A 13,557-nucleotide genomic window follows, 5' to 3' on the forward strand; every position below is an offset into this window, starting at 1 on the left:
TTCGACAGATCGTCGGCGCCCATGTTGATCTCGCGCGCCGCGATGCCGACATCGCAGGCCGTCACCTGGATCGTCGAGACGGTTGCCGAGAGGCGGTCGACGGCTTCGTTGAAATCGGCCCGGAGCTGCTCGTACTCGGCCGGAAAAGCCTCTTCGAGCCGACAGGTCAGGTCGGCCTGGGCGAGACGCTCCAGACCAGCGGCGAGGGCGCGGACGATCGCTTCCTGCTGGCGCGCGTGCTCGCGCTGCTGCTCGGCCGTGCGTTCGCGCTCGGCCTGGTTGCTGCGGCGCTCGGCATCGCTGCGCTCTGACTGCTCGGCCGCCTCGGTCTCCAGCCGCGCCTTCTCGATTGCCGCCTCGCGCAGGACGGCGACCGCATCCGCCATCGCCGCGACCTCGTCGCCGCTGCGCATCCTCGGCGGTTCGCTGGCGAGATCGCCGGCGGCGAGCTTCAGCATCGAGGCCTTGAGCTGGCCGAGCGGCTTCAGCATCCGGCGCGTCAGCCAGAACAGCAGCACGCCGCCGACCAGGGCAATCATGAGGCCGGCGATGACGTTGTTGCGGATCATCTCGTCGATGACAGTGAGGAAATCCGCCTGCTTGATCCCGACATAGAGGATGCCGATCACCGCATTGTTCGACGTCTGAATGATCGGCTCATAGATCGTGAAATAGGGCACGCCGAGGATGTCGGCGGCGCCGGAATAGGTCCTGCGCTCCTTGAAGACGGCATCGTAGGCGGGGCCTTGCGCCAGCTTGGTTCCGACCGCGCGCGAGCCATCCGGCTTCTGCACGTTGGTCGAGATGCGGGTGTCGCCCATGAACACGGTGGCGGTGCCGCCGGAGAGCGCCTTGACCTTGTCGACAGCGGCGAAGTTGCCGTTCACCAGCTCGGAGCCGAAATAGAGCTTGTCGCCGTCGAGCCGCGGTTCGCCCTTCGATGTCAGGACGTCACGCAGTAGGTTGCTGTTGACGATGAGGCTGGCCTGCGCCCGGTCGCGCATGGCGCTGTCGGCCGCCCGGATCGACAGAATGACGGACGCAGCCACCGCAGCGACGACAATGACGACCCCGAGAATGGCGAGCCGGTTCGAGATGGGTAGCCAGAGCGAGGCGAGCTTCTTCACGAGCGGCTCCTTGGATTTGCCGGGGCAGGCTGGCAGCCAAGGAGGTCGGTAAACTGGTAAATTTCGTTTTAAACGAGCGGAAAACCGCTTGTTTTCGGCTGTGTCAGCGCAAATTCTGAACCAATTTCAGACTTGTGCGTGCGCTTTCGAGTTCAGCTCGCCTACAGGTTGAAGACCCGATGCGGGACGAATTCGCCCTGCATGATCGAGCCGGTGGCGATCAGCACGCCGCCGCTTACCGCATAGACGGCATCGGCCTCCAGGGGGGCGTCGCGGCCGCGCAGCAGCACGCTCTGCCCGCGCTTAAGCCGAAGCGCGGCGTCACGATGCACCACGATCTCAGGGATCAGCTGTAGTGCCGCCGAGACCGGCAGGAGCGCCTGGGCGGCGCCGTCGCCCTCGCGCAGCATCTCCACCGTCGCCGCATCCGCCACCGCGAACGGGCCGACGCGGGTGCGTCTGAGATGCGCGACATGGCCGAGACAGCCGAGCGCCAGGCCGAGATCCCTGGCGATGGCGCGGACATAGGTGCCCTTGCCGCATTCGGCCTCGAAGGTGGTGGTCGGGCCGTCATGCCTGACGATGCGCAGCGCCGTGATCTCGACCGGGCGCGCCTCCAGCGTCACCTCCTCGCCGTCGCGGGCAAGGTCGTAGGCGCGCTCGCCGGCGATCTTGATCGCCGAGAACTTTGGCGGCACCTGCTGGATCGTGCCGGTGAAGCGTGGCAGCAGCGCCGCGATCGCCGGTTCGTCCGGGCGCTCCTCGGAGGTCGCGACGACCTTGCCTTCGGTGTCGTCGGTGTCGGTCTGCGAGCCCCAGGCGACGGTGAACTCATAGGCCTTGCGGCCGTCCATCACGAAGGGGACGGTCTTGGTCGCCTCGCCCAGCGCGATCGGCAGCAGGCCCGAGGCGAGCGGATCGAGCGTACCGGCATGGCCGGCTTTCTTGGCGCTATAGGCCCGCTTGACCACGGCGACGGCATGGGTCGAGGTCATCCCCACCGGCTTGTCGAGCACGACCCAGCCATGCACGTCGCGCTTCTTGGGTCGTGGCGGCCGGCCGCCATCCGCCTCGGCCGGGCGGTTCTCGTCAGTCGTCGTCATCGTGCTTGTCTTGCTGATCGAAATCTTGGTCGATGCGCAGCGGTTTGCGGTCGGTGTCGCGGCGCACGGCCTCGGAATCGAGCAAAGCGTCGATCCTGGCAGCCTCGTCGAAGCTCTCATCTTGGCGGAAGCGCAGATCGGGCGCGTATTTCAGGTTGACCCGATGAGCGACCTCGCCGCGGATATAGCGCTTGTTGGCATCGAGCGCCTTCAGCACCGGCGCGATATCCTGGCCGCCGAGCGGCATGATGTAGCAGGTCGCGAGCTTGAGATCGGGCGAGAGGCGAACTTCCGGTACCGTGATGACGTGCTTCGCCAGTACATCGTCGTGGATGTCGCCGCGCGCCAGCATCTCGGCCAGCGCATGCCGGATCAGCTCGCCGACGCGCAATTGCCGCTGCGAGGGCCCTGAGCCCTGAGTATTGGGTTTCTTCGCCATGGTTCTCGTTCTCCGGGATCGGACCGGACGGACGGGTTTGAAACGTCATGGCCGGGCGAAAGCCCGGCCATCCTTGGGGTATCCGGGGAGTAAGCGTGCCTGTCAGAGGCTGCGCTTGATCTCCTCGACACGGAAGCATTCGATCACGTCGCCAGCGCGCATGTCCTGGTAGCTCTCGAAGGACATGCCGCATTCCTGGCCGGCGACCACTTCCTTGGCGTCGTCCTTGAAGCGCTTGAGCTGGGCGAGCTTGCCCTCGTGAACCACGACGCCGTCGCGGATCAGGCGGACATTGGCGCCGCGCTCGATCGTGCCGTCGGTGACGCGACAGCCGGCGATCTTGCCGACCTTCGAGACGTTGAAGATCTCGAGGATCTGCGCATTGCCGAGCATGGTCTCGCGCAGGGTCGGCGCCAGCAGGCCCGACATCGCGTCCTTCACATCATCCATCAGGTTGTAGATGATGCTGTAGTAACGGATCTCGACGCCGGCCCGTTCGGCCGCCTCGCGCGCTTCCTTGTGGGCGCGCACGTTGAAGCCGATCACCACCGCGCCCGAAGCCTGGGCCAGCGTGACGTCGGATTCGGTGATCGCGCCGACGCCCGACGAGAGCACGCGGGCGCGCACCTCGTCATTGCCGACCTTCTCGAGCGAGCCGACGATGGCTTCGACCGAGCCCTGCACGTCGCCCTTGACGACGAGCGGGAACTCCTTGCGGCCGGCGCCTTCCTTGAGCTCGCGCATCATCTCGGCGAGCGAGCGGCCGGCACCCGAGCCGGCGCCGCGGGCGGCGAGACGGTCGCGCTTCTGGCGCTCGCGATAGTCGGTGATCTCGCGGGCCCGCGCCTCGGACTCGACGACCGCGACGCGGTCGCCGGCTTCCGGCGTGCCGTTGAAGCCGAGCACCTCGACCGGCAGCGACGGCGCCGCTTCCTTGATTTGGGCGCCGGTATCGGAGATCAGCGCGCGGACGCGGCCCCATTCGGCGCCGGCGACGACGATGTCGCCAGTGCGCAGCGTGCCGCGCTGGACGAGGACGGTCGCGACCGGGCCGCGGCCACGGTCGAGCTTGGCCTCGATCACTGTGCCTTCGGCGACGCGATCGGGGTTGGCCTTGAGGTCGAGCACCTCGGCCTGCAGCGCGATCGCATCGAGCAGCGTGTCCAGGCCCTGGCCGGTCTTGGCCGAGACCTCGATCTCCAAAGTCTCGCCGCCGAGCGACTCGACCTGGATCTCGTATTGCAGCAGCTCGGAGCGGACCCGATCCGGGTTGGCGTCGGATTTGTCGATCTTGTTGATCGCCACGATCAGCGGCACCTTGGCCGCCTTGGCGTGGTTGATGGCCTCGACCGTCTGCGGCATCACGCCGTCATCGGCCGCCACCACCAGAACGACGATGTCCGTCACCTTGGCGCCGCGGGCGCGCATCGCCGTGAAGGCGGCGTGGCCGGGCGTGTCGATGAAGGTCACCTTGGCACCGGCCGGCGTCGTCACCTGATAGGCGCCGATATGCTGGGTGATGCCACCGGCTTCGCCGGAGACGACATGGGTCTTGCGGATCGCGTCGAGCAGCGAGGTCTTGCCGTGGTCGACATGGCCCATGATGGTCACGACCGGCGGCCGCGAGACCAGGGTCTCGTCGGTGTCCGGCGTGTCGAACAGGCCTTCCTCGACGTCGGATTCGGCGACGCGCTTGACGGTATGGCCCATTTCCTCGGCGACGAGCTGGGCGGTGTCGGCGTCGATCACGTCGGTGATCTTGTGCATCGCGCCCTGCTTCATCAGCAGGCGGATGACGTCGACGCCGCGCTCGGTCATGCGGTTCGCGAGTTCCTGGATGGTGATCGTCTCGGGGATGATCACCTCGCGCATCACGCGCTCTTTCTGCGCGTCCGAGGCGCGATGGCCGGTCATGCGCTGCACGCGGCGCCGGAACGAGGCGAGCGAGCGGGTCCGCTCGTCATCCCCGCCGGTCGCGGTCGACAGCGTCAGGCGGCCACGCGGCTTCTCGCCGACCTTCGGAGTCTTCGGAGCCGGAGCCGGAGCGCCGCGGGGGGCGCCAGGCGCTCCGCCGGGACGGCGGAAGGCGGGACGCGCCTCGCCATCATCGGGACGGCTGCGCGGGGCGCCTGCGGACGGCGCCTGGCGGGTCGGCCGGGCGACGACTGGCTCGGCGGTCGCATTCGGGTCAGGGCGGGGGCCGCGCGGCGCATCCGAGCGCGGCGGACGGAAATCGAGCCGCGGCGGACGGGCGCCGACATCGCGCGCCGGTGGGCGCGGCGAACCATAATCGCGCGAATCCCGCGGCTCGCGCGGGCCTGACGGCGCCGGGCGGGGCTGCTGGGAGTAGGGCTGCTGCTGCGTCGGGGCTGCCGGGGCGGCCTCGCGCGGCGGCGCGGCCGGACGCGGCGGGGCGGCCTCCTCGCTCATGCGCTGGCGTGCGGCGCTCTCGGCGCGGCGCTTGTGCTCGTCTTCCTGGCGGCGACGGTCTTCTTCCTCGCGCTGGCGCGCCTGGGCGGCCTCCCGCTCGGCTCGTTCGCGGGCTTCGCGTGCGGCGCGCTGGCGGGCCTCCTCCTCGGCGCGGGCGCGGGCCTCGGCCTCGGTGGCGCGGGCGTCGGAGAGGGCGCGCTGGCGCGCGTCCTTCTCGTCGTCCGAGAGCGTGCGCAACAGCATGCCGCCGGACGGCCGGTTGGCCGCGGGAGCCGGCTGCGGCGGCCGCGGAGCTGCCGGGGCTTGCGGTGCCTGGGGCGGGCGGGGCGCTACGGGCGCCGCGGCGGGTTCGTGGGCGACGCGGCGCTTGACCTCGACGACGACCTGCTTCGAACGCCCATGCGAGAAGCTCTGCCGAACCGTGCTCTGTTCGACAGGGCGCTTCAGCGACAACGTCTTGGGAGGCGTCACGCTCAAGGTCTTGTCGCCGGGGGTCTTGGTGTCACTCATTCCGCTTTCGGTCCTGCCGGTTCGGTCTTCGTCTGATCTCGCGCATCGGATTCGACCGGGTCGATAAACGCCGTTTCGCCAGCATCGTTCGTCCGATAGCGGACGAGCCGACGCCAGCGCGCGAGGAAACCCTCAGTCGCCGGACCCGGAGCAAGCGCTGCATGTATCACATGCTCACGCCCCAGCGCCAGTTCCAGTTCGGCCGCGGCGAAATTCGTCACGACCGGTATCTCTTTCGGCATCGGCGCCCGCCGCAGCGCCTGGCCGATCTTGCGTTTGCCGTCCTCGGCGCCGTCGCTGGCGGCGATCACCGCCGCCGCGCGCCCGGCCTGCGCCAGCGCCTCGACCTTGGCGAAGCCGCTGACGACGAGCCCGGCCTTGTTCGCCATCGCCAGCGCCTGGACCGCGTCCCGCGCCAGCAGGGCGTCGACCTCGGCCGGAAGCTCCGGCGACACCGTGACCTTTGTCTTCAGCGAACGCTCGAAAGCGCGCCGCTTCACCGCTTCGCCGACGGCGGCGGCGCTGAGCGAGACCCAGACGCCGCGTCCCGGCAATTTGCGCCTGATGTCCGGCACCAGCACATCGCCGGGGCCGACCACGAAGCGGATCAGGTCCTCCGGCGACCGGCCCTGGCGCGTCACCACGCAGGTCCGCTCGGGACCCTCGCGCTCGGCGCGCCGGCTCATCTTGCGCGGCTCCGAACTCAGGCCTGCGACTCCTCGGCTTCGGCCTCAGCCTCGGCTTCCGGCTCCGGCGCCTCGATCCAGCCCGCCTTGACGCGAGCCGCCATCACGATCGCCTCGGCATCCTGGCGCGAGAGGTCGAAGCCGTCGAGATAGCCGGAATGACGGGTGGTCTCGCCATCCTTGCGCTCGGTCCAGCCGACAAGGTCGTCGGTGGCGCAGCCGGCGAGGTCCTCGACGCTCTTCACGTCGTTCTCGCCGAGCGCGACCATCATCGCGGTGGTGACGCCCTCGACCTCGCGCAGCTCGTCCTCGACGCCGAGCGCCTTGCGCTTGTCGTCGAGCTCGGCCTCGACCGCGGCCAGATGCTCCTGGGCGCGGCTCTGGATTTCGGCGGCGGTGTCCTCGTCGAAGCCTTCGATCGAGGACAATTCGTTCGGCTCGACATAGGCGACTTCCTCGACCGAGCGGAAGCCTTCCGAGGCGAGCAGCTGGCCAACGGTCTCGTCGACATTGAGGGCGTTCATGAACAGCTCGGTACGCTGCACGAACTCCTTCTGGCGGCGCTCCGACTCTTCCTGCTCCGTCAGGATGTCGATGTCCCAGCCGGTGAGCTGCGAGGCCAGGCGGACGTTCTGGCCGCGGCGGCCGATGGCGAGCGAGAGCTGCTCGTCCGGCACCACGACCTCGATCTTGTCCGCTTCCTCGTCGAGCACGACCTTGGCGACTTCGGCCGGCTGCAGCGCGTTGACGACGAAGGTCGCGACATCGGGCGACCACGGGATGATGTCGATCTTCTCGCCCTGCAATTCGCCGACTACGGCCTGCACGCGCGAGCCGCGCATGCCGACGCAGGCGCCGACCGGGTCGATCGAGGAATCGCGCGAGATCACCGCGATCTTGGCGCGCGAGCCCGGGTCGCGGGCGACGGCCTTGACCTCGACGATCCCGTCATAGATCTCCGGCACTTCCTGGCCGAACAGCTTGGCCATGAACTGCGGATGGGTGCGCGACAGGAAGATCTGCGGTCCACGTGGCTCGCGGCGCACGTCGTAGACATAGGCGCGGGCGCGGTCGCCGACCTTGAAGGTCTCACGCGGGATCATCTCGTCGCGGCGGATGATCGCCTCGCCGCGGCCGAGATCGACGAAGACGTTGCCGTATTCGACGCGCTTGACCGCGCCGTTGACGATCTCGCCGATGCGATCCTTGTACTCGTCATACTGCCGGTCGCGTTCGGCCTCGCGCACCTTCTGCACGATGACCTGCTTGGCCGACTGGGCGGCGATGCGGCCGAAATCGAAGGGCGGCAGCGGATCGGCGATGACGTCGCCGACCTGGGCGGCCGGGTTGTGGCGCTTGGCCTCGTCGACGGTGATCTCGACGGCGCCGTTCTCGACGAGGTCGACGACCTGGAGATGGCGCGCCAGCCGAAGCTCACCCGATTTCGGGTTGATCTCGGCATGGACGTCGGTCTCGGCGCCGTAGCGCGAGCGCGCCGCCTTGGCGATCGCGTCCTGCATCGCGTCGATCACGATCTGCCGGTCGATCGACTTCTCGCGGGCAACGGCGTCGGCGATCTGCAACAGCTCGAGCCGGTTGGCGCTGACGGCCATGGCGCTCACTCCTCTTCTTCTGTGTTCTGCAGCGGCCCCTTGCGACCCTTGCCCGGCTTGCGGGCCTTGGGATCACGGGGGCCGAGCGACTTGCCGCGCCCGGGCACGGGCTGGGCGATCTCGTCGGCGGGCGGCATTTCCGGTGCCAGGCCGGACTTGCCGCGCCGGAGCGATTCGGTGACCAGCGCGTCGGTCAGCACCAGCCGCGCCTCGGCGATCAGGCGCATCGGGATCGCGACGTCGCGATCCTCGTCCGCCTTGGCGTCGTCACGCGACAGCAGCGCGTCGGTCCCGTCTGCGCCGCGCAGGATACCGCGGAAGCGCTTGCGCCCGGCGAAGGGTTCGCTGGTCTCGATCTTGGTCAGGTGACCGGCCCAGCGCGCGAAATCGCTGGGTCGGACCAATGGCCGGTCGATGCCGGGCGAGGACACCTCCAGATGATACGCCGCCTGGATCGGATCGTCGACGTCCAGCGCCGGCGAAACCGCCTGGCTCACGGCCTCGCAGCCTTCGACATTCATCGTGCCGTCGGGCAACTCGGCCATGATCTGGACGGTGCAGCCGTTCTGGGCGCTGATGCGCACGCGCACCAACCGGTAGCCGAGATCCATGATCGCCGGCTCGACGATTGCCGCAACGCGCGCGGCGATGCCGCTCTCCACGACGATGCGCGCCTCTTGCCGCTCTTCCTGATCCTGGCTGTTCTGCTCGACCATCCGTATGGCTCGCCCGTCTCCCGCCGGCTGCAAAGAAGGCATCTGGGCGGTTCGGCCAATAAAAAAGAGCGGGCCGGCGGGCCCGCTCTTGATCGCCGGCTTACACCGAAACCAGAGCTGTTGGGCGCTATCTAGTCCCGTTTCCGCGATCTTGCAAGCCTGTCATCGATTTCGACGATCCTGCTAACCCGCTGGTCATTCTTCATTGCTAGGACGGGGGATGGTTGAGTGGTGAGGTTGCGTGATGAGTCCTGTCGGTGCGCTGCTGCGCGATCTCGAGTCGACGATGGCGCGTGGCTCCACCGATGAGCGCGCCGTCATCCTGTCGCGCCTGACCGATCTCTTTCTCGCCACGGCCAACGATATGGGCGAGGACCAGGTCGGCGTCTTCGACGTGGTGATCGGGCGCCTCGCCCGTGCGATCGAGATGCGGGCGCGCATCGAGCTGGCCGAGCGGCTCGCCCCCGTTCCGAATGCGCCGAGCGGCGTCGTCCGCCAGCTCGCCCTCGACGAGATCGCGGTGGCGCGGCCGGTCCTGATCGCTTCGCCCCGTCTCAGCGATCATGACCTCGTCGCCATCGCCGCCGCCAAGGGGCGCGATCACATGCTCGCCATCACCGAGCGCCCGGATCTCGGCGAGCCGGTCACGGATTTCCTGATCCTGCGCGGCGGGCGCGTCGTGACCCATGCGGTCGCCGCCAACCAGACCGCCCGCTTCTCCCGCCACGGCATGGGTGTCCTGGTCATGCGCGCCGCCCAGGACGACGCCTTGCAGGCGACGCTCGGCACCCGCGCCGACATCCCCGGCGATCTGGCCGAACAATTGCTGGCCGCCGCCAAGAGCTCGGCTCGCCGCCGGCTCGAAGCCTCGCTCGAGCCGTCCCTGGTCGGCGCCGTCGCGGGAGCGGTCGAGCGCGGCGCCGAAGCCGTCTCCGCCCAGACGACCATTGGCGATGAGCTGGGCCGGTTCGGGAAAGCGCTGGCGGACGTCAAGGCCTTGGACGAAGCCGGCAAGCTCGACGAATCCGTGGTCGCGCAATACGCGGTCTCCGGCGCGGTCGAGCACGCCATCTGCGGTGTCGCCACCTTGGCCCGTCTGACCCTGCCGGCGACCGAGCACATCGTCTTCGGCCCCGATCGCGATGCGGTCCTGCTGGTCGCGCGCGGCATGGGCTGGTCCTGGGAGACGGCGAGGGCGCTGATCGGCCTGCGCAAGGGCGACGGCAAGTCGGCGCCGGTGCTGGAGCGCGCGAAGCAGAGCTTCCGCAACCTGACGCCGACGACGGCGCAGCGCGTGCTCGGCTTCCTCAGGATGCGCGACGGCGCGCAGTCAGATAGCTCGGCACCCGCCCGGCTTTGATGGCCTTGGCTTCGTAACGGGTCCGGACCCAGCCGGGATAGGGCCGGCGCCAGTCGTCCGCGTTCTCGTCGACCCAGTCGAAATCGGGCGAGGCGGCGAGGCGCGCCAGCGTCCAGCCGACATAATCGTCGATGTCGCTGGCGAAGCGGAAGCGCCCGCCCGGCCGCAGCACCCTGGCGAGCAGGGACAGCGTCCGCTCCGAGACGAAGCGGCGCTTGCGCTGCCGGCGTTTCGGCCAGGGATCCGGATAGAGCAAATCGGCCGCGTCGATGCTCCCAGCAGGAAACTGCGGCAGGAGCAATGCGGCATCGCCGTCCCAGAGGCGGATATTACGCAGGCCCTCCTGCTCGATCACGGCCAGGAACTTGGCCATGCCGTTGACGAAGGGCTCGACGCCGATGAAGCCGATCTGCGGGCTCTCGCGCATACGCGCCAGCAGATGCTCGCCGCCGCCGAAGCCGATCTCGAGCCTGACGGCGTCGACGGGGATGGGAAAGAGCGCCTTCAAATTCGCGATCGGGCCCTCGGGCAGGCGCAGCGCCGGCAGGGTCTCGGCGATACGCTCGGCCTGGCCCTGGCGCAGGCCCTTGCCCTTGCGGCGGCCAAAGAAGGCCCGTTCGGAATCATGCTGGTCGGTCATCGGGTGCCTTTACGGCGAGTGGCCGAAAAGAAAAAGGCCGGGACATAGCCCCGGCCTCGATATTCTTGCGGGTGGCGTGGATCAGGCGACGGCCTTCTTCAGCGCGTCGACCAGATCGGTCTTCTCCCAGGAGAAGCTGCCGTCGCGGCCGGCCTTGCGGCCGAAATGGCCGTAAGCCGCCGACTTGGCGTAGATCGGCTTGTTGAGGCCCAGATGCGTGCGGATGCCGCGCGGCGTCAGGTCCATCACCTCGCCGAGCACGCCCTCGAGCTTGGCCTCGTCGATCTTGCCGGTGCCGTGCAGGTCGACATAGATCGACAGCGGCTTGGCGACGCCGATGGCGTAGGAGAGCTGGATCGTGCAGCGGTCGGCCAGCTTGGCGGCGACGACGTTCTTGGCGAGATAGCGCGCCGCATAGGCGGCCGAGCGGTCGACCTTGGTCGGGTCCTTGCCCGAGAAGGCGCCGCCGCCATGCGGGGCCGCGCCGCCATAGGTGTCGACGATGATCTTGCGACCGGTCAGGCCGGCGTCGCCGTCCGGGCCGCCGATCACGAACTTGCCGGTCGGGTTGACGTGCCAGACAGTGTCCTTCGAGATCCAGCCATCGGGCAGGGTCTGACGGATATAAGGCTCGACGATCTTGCGGACATCGGCCGAAGACAGCTTCTCGTCGAGATGCTGGGTCGAGAGCACGATCTGGGTGACGCCGACCGGTTTGCCGTTCTCGTACTTGACCGTGACCTGGCTCTTGGCGTCGGGGCCGAGCTTGGCGGCGGCGCCTTCGCCGGCATGGCGGGCCTTGGCGAGGACTTCCAGGATCTTGTGGGCGTAGTAGATCGGAGCGGCCATCAGCTCCGGCGTCTCGCGGCAGGCATAGCCGAACATGATGCCCTGATCGCCGGCACCGACATCCTTGTTGCTGCCTTCGTCGACGCCCATGGCGATGTCGGCCGACTGCGGATGCAGCAGCACGTCGATCTTGGCCTTCTTCCAGTGGAAGCCGTCCTGCTCGTAGCCGATGGCGCGGACCGCCTTGCGCGCCGCCGACTTCACCTTCGACTTGATCTGCTTCTCGTCGAGATGGGTGCGGACCTCGCCGGCGACGACGATGCGGTTGGTGGTCGCCAGCGTCTCGGCGGCGACGCGCACCTGCGCGGGGTCATGCCCCGCCTTGATCGCTTCCTTGAAGAACAGATCGACGATCTCGTCGGAGATCCGGTCGCAGACCTTGTCCGGGTGGCCTTCGGAAACGGATTCGCTGGTGAAGAGATAGTTCTGGCGGGACACGGTCGGGGATCCTTCCCAGGCTGCGAAGCGGCGCAGGCGGATCGCTCTGCGCCGAAAAAAGCGCAGCGTCTTTTGCAGCGGAAACGTTCGCCGTCAAGGTCAGAAATTCGTTTGGCCGATATATCGTTCGTTAATTCGAACGTCTGCGAGCTGGAATCAGGCCGTTTCGCTGGGTTCGTCCGCCAGGGCTTCAACGAGATCGATGACCCGTCGGCGCACCCGCGAGCTCTTGATCCGCACGAACGCCTTCGACAACTGCACACCCTCGCTGGTGGAGAGGAAGTCGGCGACATAGGCCGTCGCGGCCGCGTCGGTGAAGCCGCCGGTGACGGCCTCGCCCGCGGGCGCGCCCTCGAAGAAGAAGGCAACGGGGACGCCCAGCATCTTGGCGATCTGCTGCAGGCGGCTGGCACTGATTCTATTGGTGCCCTTCTCGTATTTCTGAACCTGCTGGAAGGTCAGTCCGAGCGCTTCGCCGAGTTTCTCCTGGCTGATACCAGCCAGCATGCGCTGCATTCGTACGCGGCTGCCGACATGGCGATCGATCGGATTCGGGAGTTTCTTCAGCATGGGCCGCTCACCTCGCGTCGCACTGAACCGCACTTCGAGTCTTTCGTCTACCTGCGGCGACAAGGAAGAATGGATTAGTATGCATTGGTATGCGTTGATTCTTGACCGCTCCGCGTCGAAACTGGCGCGGTCAGGGAAGGCGACATGTCGGGACGACATTTCAATGCGGGACGCGACGCGCTCGATTTCATCGATCGGCTGAGCGCGCTCTCCGATCCGACCGCCATCATCGCGGCCCTGCGCGACCAGCTCGCGAGCTACGGCTTCCATGCCTTCCTGGTCACCGGGCTGCCGGAGATCGGAGATCGGATCGACCCGCTCGTGCTCCTGAACGGCTGGCCGCCGGGCTGGTTCGAACTCTATCTGGAAAAGTCGTTCTCGGACTGGGATCCGATCGCGGCTCACTGCAAGACGACGATCGATCCTTTCGCCTGGGCCGATGTCTACAGCGACGACAATGCCTCCGCCCGGCAGCGCGAGGTGATGCACCGGGCCCGCGATTTCGACATGATCGACGGCTTCTGCGTGCCGATTCATGGCGAGTCGGGCTTCCAGGCGGTGGTCACCATGGCCGGCGACCGGCCGGACCTGTCGCGCCAGGCCCGCTCGGCCATCCACCTCATGTCGATCTATGCCCATGGCAAGGCGGCCGACTGTTTGCGGCCGGTTCGCCGTGAACATGTCCTGACCGTGCGCGAGCGCGAAGTTCTGACCTGGTTCGCGATCGGCAAGACGACCGAAGGCGTGGCGGAGCGCCTGGGCGTCTCGGCTGGGACGGCGGAGGCGCATTTCGAGAACGCCGCCAGGAAGCTCGGCGTCAGAGGCCGCACGCGGACGGTCATCGAGGCCTATCGCCGCGGCGAGATCAGCATCTAGAGCATTTTCGAGCGAAGTGGGCACCGGTTCGCGTGAAGAAAATGCGATAAAACAAGAAGCTGGAGCATTTTCGCGACTCGGAGAAACGCGGACATGCTCTAGGGCCTAAACTCAACGGCCAGTTTGTGATTCAAGCAGGTCATGGGAGAGGTAAGTTCCATGAGCCGCTTGTTTTGGTTGAATGACGAGCAATGGTCGCA

Annotated in this window: 12 protein-coding genes; 2 read left to right on the forward strand and 10 right to left on the reverse strand. The window is 67.7% G+C overall.

What is annotated here, in order from left to right:
* From BMZ69_RS30090 to rimP, 7 genes are all read right to left on the reverse strand, one after another.
* On the reverse strand, positions 1-1,127 hold a 1,127-nt coding region (locus BMZ69_RS30090; protein ID WP_139219310.1), incomplete at its 3' end, for a methyl-accepting chemotaxis protein.
* A gap of 161 nt (positions 1,128-1,288) precedes the next feature.
* Positions 1,289-2,230 carry a tRNA pseudouridine(55) synthase TruB gene (truB, locus tag BMZ69_RS30095; protein WP_092163700.1) on the reverse strand — a complete coding sequence of 314 codons (942 nt, stop codon included), beginning with the start codon at positions 2,228-2,230 and terminating at the stop codon, positions 1,289-1,291.
* Complete coding sequence (gene rbfA / locus BMZ69_RS30100; protein ID WP_092163701.1) at positions 2,217-2,669, reverse strand: 30S ribosome-binding factor RbfA; 453 nt, start codon at positions 2,667-2,669, stop codon at positions 2,217-2,219. The genes truB and rbfA overlap by 14 nt, the downstream gene beginning before the upstream one ends.
* Before the next feature lie 102 nt (positions 2,670-2,771).
* A complete protein-coding gene (gene infB, locus BMZ69_RS30105; protein ID WP_092163702.1) occupies positions 2,772-5,609 on the reverse strand; it encodes a translation initiation factor IF-2 in 2,838 nt (945 codons plus the stop codon).
* A complete protein-coding gene (locus BMZ69_RS30110) occupies positions 5,606-6,295 on the reverse strand; it encodes an RNA-binding protein (protein ID WP_092163703.1) in 690 nt (229 codons plus the stop codon). The genes infB and BMZ69_RS30110 overlap by 4 nt, the downstream gene beginning before the upstream one ends.
* Positions 6,296-6,312: 17 nt before the next feature.
* Complete coding sequence (nusA, locus tag BMZ69_RS30115; protein ID WP_092163704.1) at positions 6,313-7,908, reverse strand: transcription termination factor NusA; 1,596 nt, start codon at positions 7,906-7,908, stop codon at positions 6,313-6,315.
* A gap of 5 nt (positions 7,909-7,913) precedes the next feature.
* Complete coding sequence (gene rimP, locus BMZ69_RS30120; RefSeq protein WP_092163705.1) at positions 7,914-8,624, reverse strand: ribosome maturation factor RimP; 711 nt, start codon at positions 8,622-8,624, stop codon at positions 7,914-7,916.
* Between the two features lie 244 nt (positions 8,625-8,868).
* On the opposite strand from rimP, the gene BMZ69_RS30125 reads away from it, so the two are divergent.
* The gene (locus tag BMZ69_RS30125; RefSeq protein WP_092163706.1) at positions 8,869-9,984 is read left to right on the forward strand and encodes a DUF2336 domain-containing protein; all 1,116 of its coding nucleotides are present in this window, start codon (positions 8,869-8,871) and stop codon (positions 9,982-9,984) included.
* On the opposite strand, the gene BMZ69_RS30130 is transcribed toward BMZ69_RS30125, so the two are convergent.
* The 3 genes from BMZ69_RS30130 to BMZ69_RS30140 all read right to left on the reverse strand — a co-directional run bounded on the left by BMZ69_RS30130 (position 9,932) and on the right by BMZ69_RS30140 (position 12,481).
* Positions 9,932-10,624 carry a tRNA (guanine(46)-N(7))-methyltransferase TrmB gene (locus BMZ69_RS30130; protein WP_092163707.1) on the reverse strand — a complete coding sequence of 231 codons (693 nt, stop codon included), beginning with the start codon at positions 10,622-10,624 and terminating at the stop codon, positions 9,932-9,934. The two genes, BMZ69_RS30125 and BMZ69_RS30130, sit on opposite strands and share 53 nt — an antisense overlap.
* Positions 10,625-10,705: 81 nt before the next feature.
* Positions 10,706-11,911 (reverse strand): methionine adenosyltransferase, encoded by a 1,206-nt coding sequence (metK, locus tag BMZ69_RS30135; protein ID WP_092163708.1) that lies wholly within the window; start codon positions 11,909-11,911, stop codon positions 10,706-10,708.
* 156 nt (positions 11,912-12,067) lie between these two features.
* Positions 12,068-12,481 (reverse strand): helix-turn-helix domain-containing protein, encoded by a 414-nt coding sequence (locus tag BMZ69_RS30140; RefSeq protein WP_092163709.1) that lies wholly within the window; start codon positions 12,479-12,481, stop codon positions 12,068-12,070.
* Between the two features lie 144 nt (positions 12,482-12,625).
* Here BMZ69_RS30140 and BMZ69_RS30145 point away from each other — a divergent pair, with 144 nt between their 5' ends.
* Positions 12,626-13,357, forward strand: a complete 732-nt coding sequence (locus BMZ69_RS30145; RefSeq protein ID WP_092163710.1) for a LuxR family transcriptional regulator — start codon at positions 12,626-12,628, stop codon at positions 13,355-13,357.
* Positions 13,358-13,557 lie beyond the last annotated feature (200 nt).

The sequence above is a fragment of the Allobosea sp. CRIB-10 genome (assembly GCF_900112185.1).
In the GTDB taxonomy this organism is placed as follows: Bacteria; Pseudomonadota; Alphaproteobacteria; order Rhizobiales; family Beijerinckiaceae; genus Allobosea.

Bases quoted from the DNA above. Each gene is read 5' to 3' on its own strand.
- truB (WP_092163700.1), bottom strand. From the start codon at position 2,230: ATGACGACGACTGACGAGAACCGCCCGGCCGAGGCGGATGGCGGCCGG.
- rbfA (WP_092163701.1), bottom strand. From the start codon at position 2,669: ATGGCGAAGAAACCCAATACTCAGGGCTCAGGGCCCTCGCAGCGGCAA.
- infB (WP_092163702.1), bottom strand. From the start codon at position 5,609: ATGAGTGACACCAAGACCCCCGGCGACAAGACCTTGAGCGTGACGCCT.
- BMZ69_RS30110 (WP_092163703.1), bottom strand. From the start codon at position 6,295: ATGAGCCGGCGCGCCGAGCGCGAGGGTCCCGAGCGGACCTGCGTGGTG.
- nusA (WP_092163704.1), bottom strand. From the start codon at position 7,908: ATGGCCGTCAGCGCCAACCGGCTCGAGCTGTTGCAGATCGCCGACGCC.
- rimP (WP_092163705.1), bottom strand. From the start codon at position 8,624: ATGGTCGAGCAGAACAGCCAGGATCAGGAAGAGCGGCAAGAGGCGCGC.
- BMZ69_RS30125 (WP_092163706.1), top strand. From the start codon at position 8,869: ATGAGTCCTGTCGGTGCGCTGCTGCGCGATCTCGAGTCGACGATGGCG.
- BMZ69_RS30130 (WP_092163707.1), bottom strand. From the start codon at position 10,624: ATGACCGACCAGCATGATTCCGAACGGGCCTTCTTTGGCCGCCGCAAG.
- BMZ69_RS30140 (WP_092163709.1), bottom strand. From the start codon at position 12,481: ATGCTGAAGAAACTCCCGAATCCGATCGATCGCCATGTCGGCAGCCGC.
- BMZ69_RS30145 (WP_092163710.1), top strand. From the start codon at position 12,626: ATGTCGGGACGACATTTCAATGCGGGACGCGACGCGCTCGATTTCATC.